This window comes from Ruthenibacterium lactatiformans, from assembly GCF_000949455.1.
GTDB classification, from domain to species: domain Bacteria; phylum Bacillota; class Clostridia; order Oscillospirales; family Ruminococcaceae; genus Ruthenibacterium; species Ruthenibacterium lactatiformans.
In genome coordinates, this window is record NZ_JXXK01000012.1 from 22,847 (window position 1) to 42,623 (window position 19,777).

General features: G+C 69.1%; 22 protein-coding genes. All 22 read right to left on the reverse strand.

Translation table 11 applies throughout. The features are described 5' to 3' along the window. Window positions 1-26: 26 nt before the first annotated feature. Window positions 27-782 (reverse strand): ABC transporter ATP-binding protein, encoded by a 756-nt coding sequence (locus TQ39_RS09685; RefSeq protein ID WP_009322547.1) that lies wholly within the window; start codon window positions 780-782, stop codon window positions 27-29. Then, window positions 779-1,780 (reverse strand): FecCD family ABC transporter permease, encoded by a 1,002-nt coding sequence (locus tag TQ39_RS09690; RefSeq protein WP_050005392.1) that lies wholly within the window; start codon window positions 1,778-1,780, stop codon window positions 779-781. The genes TQ39_RS09685 and TQ39_RS09690 overlap by 4 nt, the downstream gene beginning before the upstream one ends. Next, window positions 1,767-2,774, reverse strand: a complete 1,008-nt coding sequence (locus TQ39_RS09695) for an ABC transporter substrate-binding protein (RefSeq protein ID WP_009322544.1) — start codon at window positions 2,772-2,774, stop codon at window positions 1,767-1,769. The genes TQ39_RS09690 and TQ39_RS09695 overlap by 14 nt, the downstream gene beginning before the upstream one ends. Window positions 2,775-2,879: 105 nt before the next feature. Continuing rightward, window positions 2,880-3,554 carry a precorrin-8X methylmutase gene (locus tag TQ39_RS09700; protein WP_082052194.1) on the reverse strand — a complete coding sequence of 225 codons (675 nt, stop codon included), beginning with the start codon at window positions 3,552-3,554 and terminating at the stop codon, window positions 2,880-2,882. A 19-nt stretch (window positions 3,555-3,573) separates the two neighbouring features. Beyond that, on the reverse strand, window positions 3,574-5,055 hold the full coding sequence (locus TQ39_RS09705) for a cobyric acid synthase (RefSeq protein ID WP_050005393.1): 1,482 nt from the start codon (window positions 5,053-5,055) through the stop codon (window positions 3,574-3,576). Next, window positions 5,056-6,108: a pyridoxal phosphate-dependent aminotransferase gene (locus TQ39_RS09710; protein ID WP_050005394.1), complete on the reverse strand. Its 1,053-nt coding sequence runs from the start codon at window positions 6,106-6,108 to the stop codon at window positions 5,056-5,058. 17 nt (window positions 6,109-6,125) lie between these two features. After that, complete coding sequence (gene cbiB / locus TQ39_RS09715; RefSeq protein WP_050005395.1) at window positions 6,126-7,097, reverse strand: adenosylcobinamide-phosphate synthase CbiB; 972 nt, start codon at window positions 7,095-7,097, stop codon at window positions 6,126-6,128. A 1-nt stretch (window position 7,098) separates the two neighbouring features. Next, window positions 7,099-7,692: a histidine phosphatase family protein gene (locus tag TQ39_RS09720; RefSeq protein WP_009322538.1), complete on the reverse strand. Its 594-nt coding sequence runs from the start codon at window positions 7,690-7,692 to the stop codon at window positions 7,099-7,101. Then, window positions 7,689-8,027: a bifunctional adenosylcobinamide kinase/adenosylcobinamide-phosphate guanylyltransferase gene (locus tag TQ39_RS09725; RefSeq protein WP_009322537.1), complete on the reverse strand. Its 339-nt coding sequence runs from the start codon at window positions 8,025-8,027 to the stop codon at window positions 7,689-7,691. Before TQ39_RS09725 ends, TQ39_RS09720 begins: the two co-directional genes overlap by 4 nt. Next, window positions 8,024-8,803, reverse strand: a complete 780-nt coding sequence (locus tag TQ39_RS09730; RefSeq protein WP_009322536.1) for an adenosylcobinamide-GDP ribazoletransferase — start codon at window positions 8,801-8,803, stop codon at window positions 8,024-8,026. The genes TQ39_RS09725 and TQ39_RS09730 overlap by 4 nt, the downstream gene beginning before the upstream one ends. Beyond that, window positions 8,800-9,336 carry a bifunctional adenosylcobinamide kinase/adenosylcobinamide-phosphate guanylyltransferase gene (locus TQ39_RS09735; RefSeq protein ID WP_050005396.1) on the reverse strand — a complete coding sequence of 179 codons (537 nt, stop codon included), beginning with the start codon at window positions 9,334-9,336 and terminating at the stop codon, window positions 8,800-8,802. The genes TQ39_RS09730 and TQ39_RS09735 overlap by 4 nt, the downstream gene beginning before the upstream one ends. Window positions 9,337-9,363: 27 nt before the next feature. After that, entirely contained in the window at window positions 9,364-10,431 is a 1,068-nt protein-coding gene (gene cobT / locus TQ39_RS09740; protein ID WP_050005397.1) for a nicotinate-nucleotide--dimethylbenzimidazole phosphoribosyltransferase, read from the reverse strand. 114 nt (window positions 10,432-10,545) lie between these two features. Beyond that, a complete protein-coding gene (locus TQ39_RS09745) occupies window positions 10,546-11,907 on the reverse strand; it encodes a cobyrinic acid a,c-diamide synthase CobB (RefSeq protein WP_050005398.1) in 1,362 nt (453 codons plus the stop codon). Next, window positions 11,904-13,109 (reverse strand): bifunctional cobalt-precorrin-7 (C(5))-methyltransferase/cobalt-precorrin-6B (C(15))-methyltransferase, encoded by a 1,206-nt coding sequence (locus TQ39_RS09750; RefSeq protein WP_050005399.1) that lies wholly within the window; start codon window positions 13,107-13,109, stop codon window positions 11,904-11,906. The genes TQ39_RS09745 and TQ39_RS09750 overlap by 4 nt, the downstream gene beginning before the upstream one ends. Then, entirely contained in the window at window positions 13,100-13,843 is a 744-nt protein-coding gene (gene cobK, locus TQ39_RS09755; RefSeq protein ID WP_050005400.1) for a precorrin-6A reductase, read from the reverse strand. The genes TQ39_RS09750 and cobK overlap by 10 nt, the downstream gene beginning before the upstream one ends. Further along, the gene (gene cobJ / locus TQ39_RS09760; RefSeq protein WP_050005401.1) at window positions 13,840-14,574 is read right to left on the reverse strand and encodes a precorrin-3B C(17)-methyltransferase; all 735 of its coding nucleotides are present in this window, start codon (window positions 14,572-14,574) and stop codon (window positions 13,840-13,842) included. Before cobJ ends, cobK begins: the two co-directional genes overlap by 4 nt. Beyond that, complete coding sequence (locus TQ39_RS09765) at window positions 14,567-15,559, reverse strand: cobalt-precorrin 5A hydrolase (RefSeq protein WP_050005402.1); 993 nt, start codon at window positions 15,557-15,559, stop codon at window positions 14,567-14,569. Before TQ39_RS09765 ends, cobJ begins: the two co-directional genes overlap by 8 nt. Further along, the gene (gene cobM, locus TQ39_RS09770; protein WP_050005403.1) at window positions 15,556-16,311 is read right to left on the reverse strand and encodes a precorrin-4 C(11)-methyltransferase; all 756 of its coding nucleotides are present in this window, start codon (window positions 16,309-16,311) and stop codon (window positions 15,556-15,558) included. The genes TQ39_RS09765 and cobM overlap by 4 nt, the downstream gene beginning before the upstream one ends. Window positions 16,312-16,314: 3 nt before the next feature. Beyond that, a complete protein-coding gene (gene cobI / locus TQ39_RS09775) occupies window positions 16,315-17,013 on the reverse strand; it encodes a precorrin-2 C(20)-methyltransferase (RefSeq protein WP_009322526.1) in 699 nt (232 codons plus the stop codon). Next, entirely contained in the window at window positions 17,010-18,155 is a 1,146-nt protein-coding gene (gene cbiD, locus TQ39_RS20855; RefSeq protein ID WP_009322525.1) for a cobalt-precorrin-5B (C(1))-methyltransferase CbiD, read from the reverse strand. The genes cobI and cbiD overlap by 4 nt, the downstream gene beginning before the upstream one ends. 21 nt (window positions 18,156-18,176) lie before the next feature. Then, window positions 18,177-18,941, reverse strand: a complete 765-nt coding sequence (locus TQ39_RS20860; RefSeq protein WP_009322524.1) for a sirohydrochlorin cobaltochelatase — start codon at window positions 18,939-18,941, stop codon at window positions 18,177-18,179. Next, window positions 18,938-19,747 (reverse strand): energy-coupling factor ABC transporter ATP-binding protein, encoded by an 810-nt coding sequence (locus TQ39_RS09790; RefSeq protein ID WP_050005404.1) that lies wholly within the window; start codon window positions 19,745-19,747, stop codon window positions 18,938-18,940. The genes TQ39_RS20860 and TQ39_RS09790 overlap by 4 nt, the downstream gene beginning before the upstream one ends. Window positions 19,748-19,777: the final 30 nt, after the last annotated feature.

Consider the following 19,777-nt stretch of genomic DNA (forward strand, 5'->3'; position numbering starts at 1 on the left):
GGCCGTCCGGCCCGCGCCTGTCCGGTTCATTCGCAAAAATACTGCCAGCCGCCGTCCACGGGCACGCGCCGCACCCGCACGCCGAACACCCGGTCCAGCGCGCCGCCGGCGTACACCTGCTCCGGCGTGCCCGCCATGCACAGCCTTCCGTCCGCCAGCAGCGCCACGCGGTCGGCGGTGCGCAGCGCCTGGCACAGGTCATGGCTCACCAGCACGACGGCCTTTCCCCCGTCCGCAAGGCCGCGCGCCGTGCGCATCACATCCATCTGGTGGCGCACGTCGAGGAAAGTAGTAGGCTCGTCCATAAAGACGGCCGGAGTCTCCTGGGCCAGCGCCATGGCCAGATACACCTTCTGCCGCTGGCCGCCGCTCAGCTCCTGCATCGGACGGTCCGCCAGCTCCAGCGCGTCCGCCTTTTCCATCGCGCGCCGCACGGCCGCATAGTCGCTTTTGCGGTAGCGCCGCGGGAACGACAGGTACGGGAACCGCCCGTGCAGCACCATGCGCCGCGCCTCGATGCTGGGCACATTGCGGCTCTGGGCCATATACGCCGCGCGCCGCGCCACCTGCTCGGGCGGCATGCCGGACAGCGGCGCGCCGTCGTACAGCACCTCGCCCGAAAGCGCGGGCAGCAGCCCCAGCGCCGTTTTCAGCAGCGTGCTTTTGCCGCAGCCGTTCGGCCCCAGCAGCACCGTCACGCAGCCCGCGGGGAACACAAGGTCCACGTCCCGCAGCACCGGCTCTCCGCGGTACCCGGCGCTTATTTTACGCAGCTCGATCATGGATGTCCCCTCCCTTTGCGGAACAGCAGCCAGAGGAAGAACGGCCCGCCCGCGAGGGAGAGCACGACGCCCACCGGCAGCTCGTACGGCGCGAACAGCGTGCGCGCGGCCACGTCGCACACGGTGAGCAGCGCCGCGCCGCCCAGCGCGCAGCCCGCCAGCAGGCGCCTGCTTTCACCGCCCACCAGCCGCCGCACCATATGCGGCGCAACAAGCCCCACAAAACCCAGCAGGCCCGCAAAGCTTACAGCCGCGCCTGCCAGCGCCGCCGCCAGCGCCAGCAGCGCCACGCGCACGCCGCGCACCCGCAGGCCCAGGCTCCGGGCCGTGTCGGCGCCCAGCGCCAGCACGTCCATCTCGTTTGCAAGCGCCAGCGCGGCCCCCAGGCACAGAAGGATCACCCACGCCGCAGGCGCGACCTTGCCCATGGACAGGTTGGCCAGGCCGCCGATGCGGAAATCCGAATAGCCGATGAGGGAGTCCGGGAATACCGTGAGCACCGCGTCGATGCCCGCCCCGAACATACCGGAGATGGCCACGCCCGCCAGCACCAGCGTCATGCGGGACGCGCCCGCCTTTTCCGAGATCAGAAGCACCAGCATCACCCCGGCGAACGCCCCCAGGAACGCCGCAAAGGGCACCGCGGCAGCCGCCGTCGGCAGCACTGCGCAGCACAGCGCCACGCCCAGCCCCGCGCCGGAATTGACGCCGATGATGTTGGGCGCGGCCAGCGGGTTTGCCAGCACTGTCTGGATGACCGCGCCGGACACCGCCAGCGCCGCGCCGGCCAACAGGCACCCCAATGTGCGCGGCAGGCGCACATACAAAAGTATGCTTGCCGCCGTCGTGCCCTTCCCGCCGCCCGAAAGCACCGACAGAATCTCCCTGGGGGACACCGCCGCCGCGCCCAGGCACAGGCTCAGCAGCGCAGCGCCCAGCATGGCCAGCGCCAGCAGCGCAAGGCGCGCAGGCACGCTGCGAAAGCTACGCTTCTCCATACAGGATCTCCGCCAGTTTTTCGTATGCCTCGCCCCAGCGTGCGTTCGGCTTCAAGTTGTACAGCTGCTGGTCCATATAATAGACCCTGCCGTTTTTCACCGCGCTCAGCTGCTGCCATGCCGGGTTGGAAAGCACGGCGCTCTCCAGCGTCTGCCGCACCTTCTCCTGGTCGCTGCCCTGCATCACGATAAAAATCCTCTCTGGGTCCGCCGCGAGGATGGCCTCCATGGAAAGCTCCTCCAACAGAGACGCGTCGCTGTCCGCGATATTCACACAGCCCAGCGCGGCCAGCATTTCGCCCAGCACGCTGTTTTCGCTGTTCTTCACCTTGCAGCTGCTGCCCGTGGCCCGCAAATACAGCACGGACGGCCCTTCCTTTCCCTCCGCGCGGGCCACAGCCGCATCCACCTGCGCGCGCACCTGTTCGCCGTATTGCTCATACAGCTCCGGCCGCCCCGTGACGCGCGTGCAGACCTCCAGCATCGCAAGGTAGTCCTCAAAGGTGCTCACCTCAAAGTATGCCGTGGGGATGCCCGCCTGCTCCAGCGTGGGCAGCAGGTCCACATCCGCCGCCGTCTTTGCGCTGCCGATGACAAAATCCGGCTGCGCGGCCAGCAGCGCCTCGGCGCTCGGCTCCTTTACGCCGCCCAGGTTCACCACCGTTTCGGGCAGGCCCAGCTCAAACTGCGTCCAGGTGTCGTCCGCCGCCGCAACAAGCGTGTCCTTCCCGCCTGCCAGGCACCACACGTCGGCAAAGCTGCCGATGAGCGCCGCCACGCGCTTTGGGCTTTCCACCGTCACGGTGCGGCCCAGCGCGTCGGTGAACGTGACGGCCCGCGCATCCGCGCTGCCGGACGCCGCGCTTTCCGGCTGTGCGCCGGACGCGGAAGCCGAAGCAGAAGCCGCGCTGCCGCTCTGCGGCGCGGACGCCGCGCAGCCCGCCAGAAGAAGCGCCAGCAAAAGGGCGGTAAAGCTCAAAATCTGTTTTTTCATGTCCGTGTCATCCCATCCATTCAAAATATCCGCGCCCGCGGCCGGACAGACAGCGCATACAGCGTCTTCCGGGCGGACATATCATACCACATTCCGGGCCTGCTGTCAGCCCTGCCAGCCCCGCCGGGCGGGGTCCAGTGCGTCCACGGCCGTGTAAAGCAGCGCGTTGCAGATGGCCGCGGCCACATTGCTGCCGCCCTTGCGGCCCATGGCGGCTATGGCCGGAACGTCCGCCGCCCTGCACGCGGCGAAGATGCGCTCCTTGCTCTCCACCACATTCACAAAGCCCACGGGCACCGCCACGACCAGCGCCGGCCGCAGCCCGTCCGCGATCAGCGCCTCCAGGCGCAGCAGCGCCGTAGGCGCGTTTCCCACGGCCAGCACCGCGCCGGGATATTCCCGCGCGGCCTTTTCCATGGCCGCGTCCGCCCGCGTGGTGCCGTTTTCCTGCGCGGCGCGGGCCACGTCCCCGTCCGCCATAAAGCATGCCACCGTGCCGCCGAGCTTCGCCAGGCTGGGCTTGCTGACGCCCGCTTTTGCCATATTGGTATCCGTTACAATGGACACGCCCTGCCGCAGCGCCGCCACGCCGCGTGCAACGGCGTCGGGCGTGAAGCACAGGCTTTGCGCATAATCAAAATCCGCCGTTGTATGAATCACCCGCTTCACCACGGCGGCATGCTGCGGCGGCAGCTCAATGCCCGCCGCCGCAAGCTCCTGTGTAATGATCGCCATGCTGGTGCGCTCGATATCCGCGGGCAGGGTATGTTTTCCGTTCACGCTCGCATCTCCTCTGTGTTTACTTGGCCGCGCAGGCGTCCATTGCGCGGTACACCGCAGCTATATCAACGGCGGTGCGCACCGCGTCCGCCAGCAGGTCGTACTGACGCTCCTTATACGCGGCATGGCTTTCCGCGCGCACGTCCGCTGCCGAAAGCCCCTTGCACGCCAGCAGCCAGGCGGCCAGCTTTTCCGTAAGCTCCCCGGTGTCAAACAGGCCGTGCAGATAGGTGCCGAACACATTGCCTGCCGCCGCGCCCTCGGGCGTGCCGTCCGCAAGCAGGCAGAACGGCGGCGTGCCGCCGCGTTCGGTGCGGCCCATATGGATCTCGTAGCCGTCCAGCTGCGCGCCCGCAAACGGGCCTGCAGCGGCGCACGCCTGCACACGGGTGCGCACCTTCTGCCCGGTAAAGCGCGTCGCGCAGGGCAAAAGGCCCATGCCGTCCATGCGGCCTCCCTGCTCCACGCCGTCCGGGTCGTCCAGCGCCGTTCCCAGCATCTGGTAGCCGCCGCACACGCCCAGCACGGGCGTGCCCGCGGCCGCCAGCTTCTTTACCGCGGCCTCCAGGCCGTTCTGGCGCATCCAGGCAAGGTCTCCCATCGTGTTTTTTGTGCCCGGCAGCACCACCAGGTCCGGCTCGCCCAGCTGCCCGGCCCGCTCCACATACCGCACGCCCAGCGCGGGGTGGCTCTCCAGCGGGGAAAAATCCGTAAAATTGGAGATGCGCGGCAGGCGCACCACCGCGATGTCCAACGGACGCCGCTGCTGCGTCTGCGCAAGGCACGGCGCAAGGCTGTCCTCGTCGTCGATGTCCGCGCGGGTATAAGGCACGACGCCCAGCACGGGCACGCCCGTCTTTTCCTCCAGCATCGCAAGGCCCGGGCGAAGCAGCTCCACGTCGCCGCGGAATTTGTTGATGACCGTGCCGACGACACGCGCGCGCTCCTCCGGCTGCAGCAGAGCCACCGTGCCGTAAAGCTGCGCGAACACGCCGCCCCTGTCGATGTCCCCCACAAGCAATACCGGCGCGTTCACCAGCTCTGCCAGGCCCATATTGACGATGTCGCCGTCCCGCAGGTTGATCTCCGCCGGGCTGCCCGCGCCCTCGATGACGATGACGTCGTTTTCCGCCGCAAGGCTCTCATAAGCGCGCAGGATCTCCGGCACCAGGCTTTTTTTCATCTTGAAATATTCCGCCGCGCGGTACTGCCCGCGCACCTCGCCGTTTACGATCAGCTGGCTGCCGGTGTCGCTGCTGGGCTTGAGCAGCACCGGGTTCATGCGCACGTCCGGCTCGCGGCCCGCGGCCTCGGCCTGTGCCACCTGCGCCCGGCCCATCTCCAGCCCGTCGCGGGTGATATAGCTGTTCAGCGCCATGTTCTGGCTTTTGAAGGGCGCCACCCGCAGGCCGTCCTGCCGGAAAATGCGGCACAGCGCCGTGGCCAGCAGGCTTTTGCCCGCGCCCGACATCGTGCCCTGCACCATAATGCAGCGCGCCATTTACAACACCTCCCCAAGTGCCTGCAAAAAGGCGCTGTTTTCCGAATGGGTGCGCACCGCCGCGCGGTACCACCCCGGCCCCAGGCCCGGATAATTGGCGCAGCCGCGCAGCAGCACGCCCCGGGCCCGCAGCCGCTGCACCAGCTGTTCGCCGCTGTGGTAAAACAGCAGATAATTCGCCTCGCCCGGCATCACGCGGCACCCCAGCGCCGCCAGCCCCGCCGAAAGGCGCGGCCGCTCGGCGGCGACGAGCGCGCGCAGCGCCGCGCTGTAATCCGTTTCCTCCAGCGCGGCCTCGCCCGCCGCCTGCGCCAGAGCGGAAACGGCCCACGGCTGCCCGGCGGCGCGCATGCGCTCCAGCAGCGCGCCGTCCGCGCAAAGCGCGTAGCCCAGCCGCACGCCCGCCATCGCATACCACTTGGTAAACGCCCGCAAGAGCAGCAGGTTTTCATGCCCCTCCAGCTCTCCCAGCAGCGTGTGCGCGGCAGGATCGTCCAGAAATTCGTTGAAGCACTCGTCCACCACAAGGCGTGTGCCGCAGGCGGCGCACCGCTCTAAAATTCGCAAAAGCAGCGCGCGGGGCGTGGTGCGTCCCGTGGGGTTGTTCGGCTCACACAAAAACAGTATGTCCAGCCCCGGCTCAATGCGTTCCAGCAGCGCTTCGGTGACGGCGAAGCCTTCTTCCTCCCGCAGGAAAAAGCGGTCCGCCGTACAGCCCGCGACGACCAGGGCCTGCTCGTATTCGGCAAAGGTGGGCGCCGTGACGAGCGCCCGCTTCGGCTTTTCCGCCAGCGCCAGCCGGAAGATCAGGTCCGCCGCGCCGTTGCCGCACAAAATGCTCTGCGGCGGCACGCCCAATGTGCCGGACAGCTTTTTCCGCAGTGCCCGGCACAACGGGTCCGGGTAACGGTCCGCTCCGTCCAGCGCCCGCGCCACAGCCTGCCGCACGCCCTGCGGCAAACCCAGCGGGCTGACGTTGGCCGAAAAATCCAGCGGCATACCGCCGTACTGGGCCGCATATCCGGCCCAGTCCCCTCCATGCGTCAGTTCCATGCGTTCTCCCCCCTCCGTCACAGCCCCAGCGGCAGGCACACCGCAGCGCGCGCGCAGGCCAGCAGCGCCATGCACAGCGTCCCTGCGGCATACAGCATCCGGTTTGCCCGCAGGATGTCCCCCGGCTCCACCGGCCGCAGCGCGTCGCCGATCGTAGGCTTTTCGTACAGCTTGCCGAAATAGCTGGCCGGGCCGGCCAGCTGCACGCCCAGCGCTCCGGCCATCACCGCCTCCGTCTGGGCGGAATTGGGGCTGGCATGGCTGCGCCTGTCCCGCCGCCAGATGCGCAGCGCGCCGCGCGCGTCCTGCCCCGTGAGCGCCGCCGCGCCCGCCAGCAGCAGCGCAGCCATGCGGGCGGGCAGATAATTGGCCGCGTCGTCCAGCTTTGCGGCCGCGCGCCCGAAATAGAGATACCGCTCATTCTTATACCCCACCATGCTGTCCATGGTGTTCACCGCCTTGTAGCACAGCGCCAGCGGCGCGCCGCCCAGCAGCATGTAAAACATCGGCGCGGCCACGCCGTCGGCAAAGTTTTCGGCCACCGTTTCCACGGCCGCTTTCGTCACGCCTCCGGCGGAAAGGGCGGCGGTGTCCCGCCCGACGATGCGGGCCACGGCGGCGCGCGCCTGCTCCAACGTGCCGCCCGTCAGCGCGCGGTACACATTGCGGCTCTCGTCCCGCAAGCCCCGCATGGCCAGCGCCTGCCAGCACCACACGGCCTCCAGCGCAAAGCGCAGCGCCGGGTGCGCAAGGCCGCACAGCCAGAGCGCGCCCGCCGCAAGGCCCAGCGTGCCCAGCGGCAGCAAGGCCGCCAGCACCGCGCCCGCCGCAAGCTCGCCCCGGGGCGTTTTGGGAAAAGCGCGGCGCAGCCCGCGTTCCAGCGCGGCGATGCATTTCCCCATGCCCACCACCGGGTGAGGCATCCAGGCCGGGTCTCCCAGCGCAAGGTCCATCAAAAAGCCGCACAGCGCGGCCAGCACAATATCCATCTCACGCTTCCTCCGCATAACACGCTTCGCCCGCAAGGTCCAGCAGGCCGTGCGTCTGCCAGCGCGCTGCATCCAGTATAAAGCCGGCCGCGTTGCCCGCGCACCAGGTGTAATAATCCCGGCGCGGGCAGGCGTACCGCTCCATCACCGCCATCTGGGTGCCGCCGTGCGCCATGACGACGAGCATTTCCGCGCCCCGCGCCAGCGCTTCGTCCACCAGGGACGCAAAGGCCGCGCAGGTCCTGTCGGAAAATTCAGCCCGGCTCTCTCCGCCCGGGCAGCGGCCCATACAGTCGTCTCCCACCCAGGCGAGATAATCGGGGTCGCGCTCCATCTCCACATAATTGCGCCCCTCGAAAATGCCGAAGCACATCTCCCGCAGGTCGTGCACGGGCACGAGCCGCGCGGCCGGGAACAGCACCCGGGCCGTGTCCACGGCCCGGCACAGCGGCGAGACATACACCGTGTCCGGTTCAATGTCCGCCCGCCGCAGCGCGGCGCGCCCCTTTTCCGAAAGCGGGATGTCCCGCGTGCCCTGGTACCGCTTGTCCACATTGTATTCCGTCTGCCCATGGCGCAAAAGATAAACTTTCATGTGTTCGGCGCTCCTTTCAGATAGACCGGGATACCGCAGAACACGCGCACCACGGCGTCCGCGCGCTGCGCCAGCAGGCAGCCGAGACGGCCCGCCGCCTCCCGCGCGGCGCGCTCGTTTTTGTCCACCGGCACGACGCCGCCGCCCACCTCGGTGGCGATGACCACCTCGTTCCGGGCAAGCTGCTGCGCCAACGCGGCAAGGTCGCCGCAGCCCGCGGCCAGCTCCTGCACGTCCCAAACAGCGCGCTGCGCCAGCTCCTCCCGGGTACAGCCCAGCAGCAGCCGGGCATACTCCCGTTTCCCGCTGTACAGCGGGCCTGTGATAAAGATCATCCCGTCACCCCCGAAAGCAGGCTGCACGCTGCCAGCGCGGCCAGCATCCACAACTCCGCCTTTTGCAAAAACCATCCGGCCAGGTCGCCCGATATGCCGCCGAACTGCTTTTGCGCCACCGCGCGGTATCGCAAAAATACAAGCACCGCAGCCAGCGCCATGGCGGCGCCCGTCATCCCCCCCGCCGCCGCCATGCCTGCGGCGGCCAGTGCGCACAGTACAAGCAGCGCGCGGCGCACAGCCGTGCGGTCTGCTCCCGTTGCAAAGGTATGGGCAAGGCCCGTGTTTTTTGCCAAAGGGAACGCCGCGATCGCATAGCCGGAAAGCGCCCGCTCCAGCACAAAGCCCAGCCCCATGCACAGCACAGCCCGGGGCGTGCAGTCCACCGCCGCGCACAGGCCCAGATAGGCCGTAAAATAGGTACACAGGCGTATGACCGCAAACGCGCCGCAGTGCGGGTCCTTTAATATCTCCTGCTTTTTTTCCGGCGCGGCGCAGCTTGCCAGCGCATCGCAGGTGTCGGCGTAGCCGTCCAGGTGGATGCCCCCGGTCACGAGCACCGGCGCAAGGCACAGCCCGGCCGCGCGCAGCAAAAGCGGGAATGAAAGCCGCGCCGCCAAAGCCGCCCAGCCCCACCAGGCAAGGCCGCACACAACCCCCACCAGCGGAAAGGCGCACAGCGCGTACCGCATGTTTTTTTCGTTCCACACCGGCTGCGGTACCGGCACGGCGGAAAACATGGCAAACGCCACGGCGGCCGTTTCAAGCAGCGTCACAGCGCGGCCCCCTCTCCTTTATAATAGCGCGGCAGGCCGCACGCCACCTCACAAACAGCGTCCGCCCGGGCGGCAAGCGCCCGGTTTGCCGCGGCCAGCACACGCAGATAGGTACCGGTATCTCCCGCATAGGCGCTGCCGCCGCTGAACACCTCGCCCGTGACGACCACCAGTGCTTCGCACTGCCGCCGCAGGCTTTCCACGCCGTCCACAACAGCGGCCAGCGCCGCCTGTTCACCGCCTGCGCCCGCCGGGCTGTACAGCTCGTTTGCGGCCAGATTGCTCAGGCATTCCAGCAGCGCCGCGCCCCTTGCAGGCAGCAGCACCCGCGAAAGGCCAACGGGGCATTCAATGGTCTCGAACCGCTTTTGCGCGCGCAGGACGCGGTGCCTCGCAATGCGCGCGCGGGCTTCTGCGCCAAAGGGTTCCATCGTCGCCACATAGTAGCGAGGCAGAGCGCCCGCCCGCAGGATCAGCTGCTCGGCATATTCGCTTTTGCCGGACGCCGCGCCGCCCACGACCAGTGTGAACATCCCATCCGCCCCTTTCCTCTCCGGCGTTCAGCCCTCTCCGCCCTGCGGCGTATAGGCCTCGATGCCGCCCTCCTCAAACGTGTAGCAATCCATATATACGGCGCGGGCCATGTCCAGCAGCGGCATGGCCGCCACCGCTCCCGTGCCCTCGCCCAGGCGCATGCCCGCCGTAATGAGCGGTTTTTTGCGCAGCGCGTCCAGCAGCAGCATGCCCGCGGGCTCGGCCGAGACATGGCTCGCCAAAACGGCCTTGGCCGCCGCCGGGCACAGCCGCACCGCGCACAGCGCCGCCACGGCGCTGATGAAGCCGTCCGCCAGCACAGGCACACGGCAGGCCGCGCCGCCCAGAAACACGCCGCACATCCCCGCGATGTCAAAGCCGCCCACCTTTGCCAGAACGTCCAGCGGGTCGTCCGCGTCGGGGCGGCTGAGGGCCACGGCCCGCTCGATGGCCGCCACCTTGCGCCGCAGCCCCTCGTCCGAAAGACCCGCGCCGCGGCCCGTCATTTCCACGGGCGCGCGGCCCAGCAGCACGCTGGCCACAGCGCTGGCCGTGGTGGTGTTGCCGATGCCCATCTCGCCCGTGGCCAGCAGACGCACGCCCTTTTCCTTCTGCGTGCGCACAAGCTCCGCGCCCGCCAAAACGGCCTGCTCCGCCTGGGCCCGCGTCATGGCAGGCCCCTGTGTGATATCCCCCGTGCCGTTGCCGATGCGCCGGGCCAGCACGCCGGGCTGCGGCGCAAAATCCCGCACGCCCATGTCCACGGGCACCACGGCGCACTGCGCGGCCTGCGCCATCCGGCACACGGAGGTGCGCCCCGCAGCCAGGTTGCGCGTCACAGCGGCCGTCACGCTGCTGTCCGTCTGGGTAACGCCCTGGGCGACCACGCCGTTGTCCGCGCACAGCACCAGCACCGCACGCGGCAAAAGCGGCGCCTGCGCGTCGCCCGTCAGCGCCGCAATGTCCTCCAGCGCCGTCTCCAGCAGACCCAGGCTGCCCAAAGGCTTTGCGCACGCCGCCCAGCGGCGGTGCGCCTGTTCCCGCGCCGCCTCGTCCGGCGGCGTGATGTTTTGCAGCAATTCACGCAGTTCCATGCTTCCAGCTTCTTTCTTTGCATTCCAGCTTCATTTTGTTTTCAATGCCCGGGGCGCTTTCCCAAGCGCACGGCGCCGCCCCGGGCCCGCAGCCTCTCAAAAGCACAAGGCCCTTCACCGGCCGCTTTGAAAGGCGGCGGCCGCACGCACAAACCGCTCCGCCAGCTGCGGCCTGCCCGCAAAATACAGGTGCGGGAAAGCTGCATACAGCGCCGGCCCCGCGAACCCGCACGTCCAGCTGCGGCCCGTCGCAGGCTTCTGCGCGTTGAACGCCGCGCCATTTTCCGTGCTGTCCCAATAGTGGAACTCGTGAACGGGGACCGTTTCGCCCGCGCGCAGCAGCAGGCTGTCGGCCCGGGCCGTAAGCTGCGCGTAGCCGAAGCGAACAAGCTTCTGCCGCCGCACGCCCGCGCCGGGCAGTGCGCCCGCCATAGGGTGCACCGCGCCGTCTTCGCCCTCAAGGCTCTGGCCAAGATACAAAAAGCCGCCGCATTCCGCCACCGTGGGCAGGCCCGCCTCCACCGCGCGGCGCACCGCGCGGCGCATGGCCGCGTTTTGCGAAAGCTGCCCGGCGTACAGCTCCGGATAGCCTCCGGGCAGATACAGCCCACCCGCTCCCCCGGGCAGCGCCGCGTCATGCACGGGGCTGAAAAATACAAGCTCCGCGCCCGCGTCCCGCAGGGATTCCAGCGTTTCGGCATAGGCAAAGCAAAACGCCTCGTCCCGCGCCACGGCGATGCGCGCCGCCTGCTTTCGCGCCGGGGCCTTGCGCTCCCGTCCCGCTCCATCCGCCGTGCGCCGCCCGCACAGCGCCAGCAGGCGCGGCATATCCACGCTCTGCTCCAGCTGCGCGGCCAGCGCGCCGATGCGCGCCGCAAGGCCGTCGATTTCCGCCGCCGTGTACAGGCCCAGATGCCGGCTCCCGAACACAGCCTCCGGCATGTGGGGCAGATACCCCAGCACGGGGACGCCCGTCTCCTGCTCCAGCATGGGCGCAAGGCTTTGGGCCAGCATGGCGGAGCAATCGTTCAGCAGAATGCCCGCGATATGGCTGGGCTGCCGGAAAGCGAGCAGGCCCCGCACCTGCGCGGCCAGCGTCAGGCTCGCGCCCCGGGGACGCAGCACCAGCAGCACCGGCAGGTCCAGCGTGCGGGCCACATGCCACGCGCTGGCGCGCGCCGTCACGCCGCCCACGCCGTCGTAAAAGCCCATCACGCCCTCCACCACCGCCGCGCCGTGGCCTGCCGCATGCCGCGCGTACAATGTGCGGGCCGCGTCCTCCCCGCAGAGGAACAGGTCCAGATTATGGCTCTCCACGCCAAGCACCGAACGGTGGAACATGGGGTCGATATAATCGGGCCCGCACTTGAACGCGCACGGCGCGAGCCCCCGTTTTTGCAGCGCGGCCAGCAATGCGCAGGCCAGCGCCGTTTTGCCGCTGCCGGAGGACGGCGCGGCCAGCATACATTCGATCATTCGCAATTCCCCGTGACCAGAAAAACAGGATTGTTCGCCATAAGCAGGTGCAGCCCGCCCGCGGGCCGGGTGCGGCTGACGGCGATCTGCGTCACCTGCGCGGCCAGCCCGTGGGCCGTCAGCGCCGCAGCGGCGGCGGAAAGCGTCTCCAGCGCAATTGCGGAAATGCAGATCCGCGCGGACGGGCTGCGCGCCAGCGCCGCGTCCACCACGCCGGCCATGCCGCCCCCGGTGCCGCCGATGAAAACAACATCCGGCGCGGGCAGCCCGGCCAGCGCCTCCGGGGCGCGGCCCTGCACCGGCGTCATATTCCACGCGCCGAACCGCTCCCGGTTCCGGCGGATGAGCGCGTAGGCGTCTGCTTCGCACTCCACCGCGTACACGCGGCCGCGGTGCGCGGCCAAAGCCAGCTCCACGCTCACGCTGCCCGTGCCCGCGCCCACGTCCCAGCAGACGTCGCCCGGGCGCACGGCCAGCTTGCCCAGCGCCGCGGCGCGCACCTCCTGCTTTGTCATCGGCACCTCCCCGCGTGCAAACGCGCTGTCCGCAATGCCCGGCGCGCGCTGCGGCGCGCGGGGCGCGGCCTCGGCCAGCAGCACGCTCAGCGGTGCAAACGCACCTTGCGCGCACTGCGCCGCGGTGGCCTGCGTCACACGCTCGTCCGGATAGGAAAGGTTCTCCCCCACCGTCACGGCCAGCCCGCCCAGGCCCGCTTCGCACAGCTGCGCGCACAGCGCGGCCGGGCCGAGCGTGCCGCCCGTGAGGAAAAACACCGGTCTGCCGCCGCACACCGCCGCAGCCGCGTCGCACGCCGCGCCGTGGGCGGAGACGAGCGTCCAGTCCTGCCAGGGGCGGCTCAGACGCGCGGCCAAAAGCTGCACGCTGGAAATACCCGGCAGCACCCGCGCCGCAACGCCGTTTTCCGCCAGCAGCGGAAGCAGGCCGCACGCGCCGGAATAAAAGCCCGTGTCGCCGCTGTACGCCACAACGCACAGGGAGGCGTATCCCCGCGCTTCCAGCACGGCCTGCAGCACCTCCTGCGGGCGCGCTGCTTCCACTCTGCGCGCCGTGCAGCCCGCGGGCAGCGCGGCCAGTAGCCGCCGCGCGCCGACGACGCATTCCGCCGCCGCCAGCGCCCCGGCGCACTCCGCCGTCATCGTTCCGGGCGCGCCGCCGCCCATTGCCGCCAGGATCACCTGCATGCCATCATCTCCCTGCATTCATTCAAAACCGCCGCGTAAGCTTCTCCGCTGTCCGCCGGGCGGCGGATCACCACGAGCCGCGCGCCCACATTCCGCGCCGCCTGCGCCTTTTCGCCGAATCCTCCCGGTGCGCCGCCGTCCTTGGTGACAAGATACCCGATGTCAAAACGGCGCATCAGCGCCTCGTTGAGCTCCCGCGTAAAAGGCCCCTGCAGCGCAATGATATTGCCGTGGGGCACGCCCGCCGCCTCGCAGGCCGCAAGCCCCTCGTGCGTGGGCAGCACCCGCGGGTACAGCCGCTCCGCGTCCAGCCCCGCAAAGGCGGCAAGCTCCTTCGCGCCCGTCGCCAGCAGGATATTGCCCTGCGTGCCGGCCAGCCACCGCGCGGCGGCCGGCGCGTCGGGCACAACAACGCTGTCCGGCGGCAGGGCGCTGGCCCCGCGCAGCAGCCGCCTGTACGGCACCCCGGCCGCAAGGCACGCCGCGCGGATGTTCCCGCTGGCCTCGGCCGCGTAAGGATGCGTGGCGTCCACGCACACTGCAAAGCCCGGCAGCATTTCACGCATCTGCCGCGCGTCCTTTCGGCCGACGCACACCGTCAGCGGCGGAACGCCCCGAAGCTCCTCCGCTCCCAGCGCGGTGGCCACGCTCACGGTGACCTGCGCGCCCAGCGCCGAAAGCTCCCGTGCCAGCAAACGGCCCTCCGTCGTGCCGCCGAAAACAAGCACTTTCATCGTTTGGCCTCATAGCCCCGCGGCGTGACCATGCGGCCCGCCACGGCCTGCGTCGTTCCCGCGCCGATGAACACTGTGGTGAACATATCCACCTGCTCGTCCCGCAGCCGGGCCAGCGTCAGCAGGCGGTGCTGCTGGCCCTCCCGGCCGATGTTGCGCACCCAGCCGCAGACGGTGTCCGGGCTTTTTTCCCGCAGCAGGATATCGCAGGCGCGGCGCAGATAGTCCGCCCGCTTTTTCGAGGACGGGTTGTACAGGCATATGGAAAAACCCCCCGCCGCCGCAAGGGCCAGCCGACGCTCGATCTGCTCCCACGGCGTGAGCAGATCCGACAGGGAGATCACGCAGAAATCATGCATCAGCGGCGCGCCCAGCACCGCCGCGCCCGAGAGCGCCGAGGTGACGCCAGGCACCACCTCCACCTCCGCGCCGCCGTATTCCCCTGCAAGCTGCAAAAGCGGCCCGGCCATGCCGTACACGCCCGCGTCCCCGCTGCACACCATGGCCACCGTGCGCCCGGCCGCCGCCGTTTCCAGCGCCCAGCGGCAGCGCTCCAGCTCCCGCGTCATGGGCGTGACATATGTCTCCTTGCCCGGGTACAGATGCTTCACCAAATCCACATACACCGTGTAGCCGCACAGCACGTCCGCGCGTTCCATGGCCGCGCGCGCCTGCGCCGTCATAAATTCCTCTCCGCCCGGCCCCAGGCCCACCACATATACCTTATTCATCCTGCCACCGCCAATCCGGGGCGAAGGGCGCCATGGCCGCCGCCATGGTCACGCCGCCGCCCGCCTGTTTTTTGCAATACAATGTCCCGCCGCTGCCCAGCACCGCGCTGCGCTCGCACACGTTGTCCACGCCCGTCACGCTCTGCACAAAGCCGGACGACGAAAAGCGGCCCTCCACCGCCGCAAGCTGTGCGGCGGAAAACGTCTCGAACGCAAAGCCGTGGGCCGCGCAGAACGCGCGCAGGCCCGGCTCGTCCCGCTTCAGGTCGATGCTGCACACCTTATAAAACGCCTCGGCGCACAGCCCGCTTTGCGCCAGCAATGCCGCGAAGGCCTCCTCCATCGCCTGCTGCCCAATGCCCCTCCGGCAGCCCACGCCCAGCACCGCGATGCGCGGCACGAGCCGCAGCGCGCCCGCGTCGGCGCTGTGCACCGTCAATTCAAAATCGAACGCGCCGCCGTCCGCCGCCACGCCCGCCGGGGGCGTGCCCGCAACGGGCCATGGGCTGCGCAGCACCGCCATGCCGCCCGCCAGTATTTTTGCCGACACCCGTTTGATGCGCGGCACATCCAGCACACAGCAGCCCTGCCGCACGGCCCACTCGTCCACGGCGAACGCTCCGTTTGCGTCCGTGGCCGTGGTGATGACGGGCAGCGCGCCGCAAACAGCGCCGATGCGCCGGGCCAAACGGTTCGCGCCGCCCAGGTGCCCGCTCAGCAGCGGCACCGCGAAGCGGCCGCATTCGTCCACCGCCACCACGGCCGGGTCCGACGCCTTATTCCCGGCATAAGGCGCGACGGCGCGCACCGCGATGCCCGCCGCGCCCACATAGACAAGCGCGTCCGCGTTGGCAAAGGCGTCGGCTGTCCAGGCGTCCAGCGTGCAGCCTTCGCCGCAGCGCGCGGCCTCGCCGGATAGCTCCGCCGCCAGCCGCCGGGCCAGCTCCATGCCCTTTTGGGTGAACGCCAGCAGCCGCACGGTCACGGCTTCGCCTCGCGGAATTCCGTCGCAAAGGAGGGGTCGTACAGCTTGCTGCGTTCATAATCCGGCGCGAGGAAATCCCCCACCAGCACCAGCGCCGTTTTTGAGATATTGTTTTCGCGCCCCGCCTGTGCCAGCGCGCCCAGACGGCAGCGCACCACCTTTTCCTCGGGCCAGGTGGCCTTGTATACCAGCGCCGCCGGGGTGTCGGGCGTGTACGCGCCCTGCAGCAGAGCGGCCTGCAGGCCGTCCAGCATGCCCGCCGAAAGAAACACCACCATCGTGGCGCCATGGGCGGCAAGCGCCGCGATGCCCTCGCGTTCCGGCACGGGCGTGCGCCCGGCCATGCGCGTGATGATGACCGTCTGGCTCACGCCCGGCAAAGTGTATTCCGCACAGGCCGCGGCCGCCGCGCCGCAGAAGCTGGAAACGCCGGGGGTATCGTCATAGGGAATGCCCAGTGCGTCCAATGCGTCCATCTGCTCCCGGATGGCGCCGTAAAGGCACGGGTCTCCCGTGTGCAGGCGGACGATGTCCCTGTTTTCCGCATGGGCGGCGCGCACCACCTCCAGCACCTGTTCCAGCGTCATCTGCGCGCTGTTGTACACCGAGCAGTCCTGCCGGCACAGGCCCAGCAGCGCCGGGTTGACAAGGCTGCCCGCGTAGATCACGACGTCCGCGGCGCGCAGCAGCGCCGCGCCCCGCTGCGTGATGAGGTCCGGCGCGCCGGGGCCGGCGCCCACAAAATGCACCATGGGTCAGTCCTCCTTTACGATGATCGTTGCAAAATAGCCCGCGTCCTGTTCGCGCGGGAACGCGGAAAGGTCGGCATAAACCTGTTCTCCGGGCAGCCCGCAGTTGCTCACCAGCGCGCTGCGCTCCAGCAGGCCGCGCCGCTCCAGCGCCGCCAGCACACCGGGCAGCTGCCTGCCGGACTTCATCAGCACCTTGGCGCCCGGCTGCGCCAGGCATTCCTCCAGTGCGCCGCAGCCGCCCGGCACGATGTGCAGCGGGGTATCGATGCCCGTCAGGCTGGTGTTCAGCCGGGCCGCCACGGCGCAGAAGCTCGTCACGCCGGGCACCATGCGCGTTTCATAGCCATCCGCGGCCAAAATGTCCGCCAGGTAGGCGGCCGTGGCGTAGATGGAAACGTCGCCCAGGTTGAGCATGGCGACGTCCCGCCCCGCGTCCAGATGCGGCCGCAGCGCCTGCGCCGCCGCAAGGTGCGCGGCGTGCTGCTGCGCCTTGTCCCGGGACATGGTAAAATGCAGCGGCACAACGGTTTTGCCTTCCAGCGAAACCGCCTGCCGCGCGATGGAGAGCGCCAGCATCTCGCCGTTTTTCGTCTGCGGCGCGGCCACCACAGGGCAGCGCTCCAGCGTTCGCACGGCCTTGAGCGTGATGAGCTCCGGGTCTCCGGGGCCAACGCCCACACTGTAAAAAACGCCTTTTTTCATTGTTTTTTCCCCTTCCATTCCGCCAGCATCTCCGCGGCCGAAGCCGTCCGGCCCAGCAGACCGTATTCATTGGAAAACAGCACCGCGCCCACCCGGTATGCGCCCGCCGCCCGGCGGACGAGATGCCGCTCCACGGCCCGCAGCAGGCTGTCCAGCACAGGCGCGCGCAGCCCCGCTTCGTCCAGCAGCGCTATGCATGCGTCCGTGGTGGCCGCGTCCAGCAGCGCGGCGCAGGTCTTCTGCGACGCGCCGCACACTGCTGCGTGGGCGCACAGCAGCTCCGTGCGGCAATCCGCATACCGGCTGTGTGTATTCATGACGCCTCCCGCCAGCTTTGCCAGCTTGCCGATGTGCCCCACCAGCAGCACGTCGGCAAAGCCGAGCGCAGCGGCCTCGTCCAGTGCGTCGCCGATGAAATTCGAGCATTTCACCACGGGTGCGCCCGCCGCGTCCAGCCCCTGCTCACGCAGAAAATCCACACCGTAATTGCCGGGCGTCAGCAGCACGCGGGCGGCCCCCTGGGCCCGCGCCTGGCGCAGCGAAAGCGCCACCGTGTCGATGAGCGCCTGCATGCTCATGGGCTCCACGATGCCGGAGGTTCCCAGAATGGAAATGCCGCCCTCGATGCCCAGCTGCGGGTTGAAGGTTTTTTTCGCCAGCGCCGCGCCCTCCGGCACACAGATGGTCACCCGCAGGCCGCCGTCCCAGTTCAGTGCATCGCACACGGCGCGCACCGCCTGCTCGATCATCCTGCGCGGCACACGGTTGATGGCCGCCGCACCCACGGGCTGGTCCAGCCCGGGCTTTGTCACACGGCCCACGCCCGGGCCGCCGTCTATCACAACGCCCGGCTGTGCCGCGCGCTCCACCCGCGCCTCAATCAGCGCGCCGTGCGTCGCGTCGATGTCGTCGCCGCCGTCCTTTTCCACCGCGCAGCAGGCGGTTTCCCCTGCCATGCGGCAATACCGGGGCGCAGCCGTAACAGGCAGGCCGCCGGGCGTCGTGAGCGTGACGCTCTCCGGCGCGCGCCCGCCCAGCAGCAGGCGTGCCGCGCCCGCGGCCGCAAGCGCCGCGCAGGTCCCGGTGGTATAGCCGCAGCGCAGCCGTTTTCCGCCGGACTGGATATAATGCTCAAACGGCATTCCGTCACCCGCCTTACAAATTTATACTATCTCCCGCAGCCGCGCACCGTACAGCGCCTGCACCTCCGGCAGCGCGCCCAGGCCCCGCATCCGGCAGCGCACCCCGACGCCCGCGGCCTCGAGCCTGCTTTTCCAGCTTTTTGGGCCGTCCCCCGCCATATCGTTCAGGGCGTGGTCGCCCGCCACCAGCATGAACGGCACAAGCAGCGCCTGCCCGCAGCCGTCTTCCTTCAGCTGCGCCAGCACCTCGTCAAAGCCGGGCCAGCCCTCCACCGTGCCCATATAGGCGCGCCGCCCGCCCGCAAGGCGCAGGGCCGTCTGCATGGCGGGATAGACCATGTTGGCGAAGTGCTCCGTGCCATGGCCCAGCAGCACCAACGCCCCGCCCTCCGGCTGCCCGAAGCGCCGCACCATGCACGCAGCCAGCGCGCGCAGGCTTTCGCTGTCCGCGGCAAGGGGCCGCCCCAGGGCCAGCCGGGCGAAGCGCCCCGCAAACGCCGCCGCGTCCGCTTTGAGCTTATCGTATTCAAAGCCGTACAGCAGATGGGTGGGCTGCACCGCCACATCCTCCACCCCCGCGGCCGCAAGCGCCTCCAGCGCCTCGGGCAGGCCGGACACGGGCTCTCCCCGTTCGGCCAGGATGCGGCGGATCGTCGGGCTGGTGTACGCGCGGCAGAACGCACGCTCCGGCGCCCCGGCGGCAAGCACGCGTTCCACCGCCTCGATATCCTGCCGCGCGCGCGGCACGCTCGTGCCGAAGCTGACGGCCAGCAAAGCCTGTTTCATGGTTTCCACTCCTGTTCCAGTTCCTCCACAGTGTGCGGCGGCGCGGCAAGGCCCAGCACGCGCCCCACGCGGTACAGCACCGGCTGCTCCAGCCCGCATGTCCGCAGCAAAGAAACATTTTCAAAAATCTCCCGCGGTTCCCCGTCCCCCGCCAGCCGTCCCCCGCGGAACACCAGCACCCGGGTGGCCCAGCGCCATGCGAAATCCACGTCGTGCGTTGCAACCATAAGCCCCAGGCCCTGCTCCGAGAGCATTTGAAGATTTTGTTCCAGCAGGCGGGTATTTGCCGGGTCCAGGCTGGCCGCTGGCTCGTCCAGCAAAAGCATCTGCGGCTCCATAGCCAGGGCGTCGGCCAGCGTCACCCGCTTTTTCTCCCCGCCGGAAAGATACTGCGGCGCACGGCCCCGGTATTCCTCCAGCGCAAAACTGCGGATGGCCGCATCCACGCGGGCGCGTACCTCGCCCACGGGCAGGCGCAGGTTCATAGGGCCGAAGCTGACCTCCTCCTCCACGCTGCCGCCCAGCAGCTGCACCTCCGGGTCCTGGAACACAAGCCCCACGCCCCGGCGCAGCACGTTCAGCTGCTTTGCGCCGCTGCCCACCGGCGCGCCCCGAAACAGGATGCGTCCCGCACCGGGGCGCAGCACGCCGTTCGCCAGAAGGAAAAACGTGGACTTTCCCGCGCCGTTGCTGCCCAGCACCGCCACGCGCTCGCCGGCGCACACCTTCACGCACACGTCCAAAAGCGCCTCCCGCTCTTCCTCGTATGCATAGGAAACATGTTCAAACCGAAGAATCTCTTCCATTTTCCCTCCTGCCAACCCTTTTACAAAACC

Bases quoted from the DNA above. Each gene is read 5' to 3' on its own strand.
- TQ39_RS09725 (WP_009322537.1), bottom strand. From the start codon at position 8,027: ATGATCTTTATCACAGGCCCGCTGTACAGCGGGAAACGGGAGTATGCC.
- TQ39_RS09695 (WP_009322544.1), bottom strand. From the start codon at position 2,774: ATGAAAAAACAGATTTTGAGCTTTACCGCCCTTTTGCTGGCGCTTCTT.
- cobK (WP_050005400.1), bottom strand. From the start codon at position 13,843: ATGAAAGTGCTTGTTTTCGGCGGCACGACGGAGGGCCGTTTGCTGGCA.
- cobI (WP_009322526.1), bottom strand. From the start codon at position 17,013: ATGAAAAAAGGCGTTTTTTACAGTGTGGGCGTTGGCCCCGGAGACCCG.
- TQ39_RS09685 (WP_009322547.1), bottom strand. From the start codon at position 782: ATGATCGAGCTGCGTAAAATAAGCGCCGGGTACCGCGGAGAGCCGGTG.
- TQ39_RS09750 (WP_050005399.1), bottom strand. From the start codon at position 13,109: ATGCAGGTGATCCTGGCGGCAATGGGCGGCGGCGCGCCCGGAACGATG.
- cobJ (WP_050005401.1), bottom strand. From the start codon at position 14,574: ATGAATAAGGTATATGTGGTGGGCCTGGGGCCGGGCGGAGAGGAATTT.
- TQ39_RS09745 (WP_050005398.1), bottom strand. From the start codon at position 11,907: ATGATCGAATGTATGCTGGCCGCGCCGTCCTCCGGCAGCGGCAAAACG.
- TQ39_RS09735 (WP_050005396.1), bottom strand. From the start codon at position 9,336: ATGTTCACACTGGTCGTGGGCGGCGCGGCGTCCGGCAAAAGCGAATAT.
- cobT (WP_050005397.1), bottom strand. From the start codon at position 10,431: ATGGAACTGCGTGAATTGCTGCAAAACATCACGCCGCCGGACGAGGCG.
- TQ39_RS20860 (WP_009322524.1), bottom strand. From the start codon at position 18,941: ATGAAACAGGCTTTGCTGGCCGTCAGCTTCGGCACGAGCGTGCCGCGC.
- TQ39_RS09720 (WP_009322538.1), bottom strand. From the start codon at position 7,692: ATGAAAGTTTATCTTTTGCGCCATGGGCAGACGGAATACAATGTGGAC.
- TQ39_RS09690 (WP_050005392.1), bottom strand. From the start codon at position 1,780: ATGGAGAAGCGTAGCTTTCGCAGCGTGCCTGCGCGCCTTGCGCTGCTG.
- cobM (WP_050005403.1), bottom strand. From the start codon at position 16,311: ATGGTGCATTTTGTGGGCGCCGGCCCCGGCGCGCCGGACCTCATCACG.
- TQ39_RS09705 (WP_050005393.1), bottom strand. From the start codon at position 5,055: ATGGCGCGCTGCATTATGGTGCAGGGCACGATGTCGGGCGCGGGCAAA.
- TQ39_RS09790 (WP_050005404.1), bottom strand. From the start codon at position 19,747: ATGGAAGAGATTCTTCGGTTTGAACATGTTTCCTATGCATACGAGGAA.
- TQ39_RS09710 (WP_050005394.1), bottom strand. From the start codon at position 6,108: ATGGAACTGACGCATGGAGGGGACTGGGCCGGATATGCGGCCCAGTAC.
- cbiD (WP_009322525.1), bottom strand. From the start codon at position 18,155: ATGCCGTTTGAGCATTATATCCAGTCCGGCGGAAAACGGCTGCGCTGC.
- cbiB (WP_050005395.1), bottom strand. From the start codon at position 7,097: ATGGATATTGTGCTGGCCGCGCTGTGCGGCTTTTTGATGGACCTTGCG.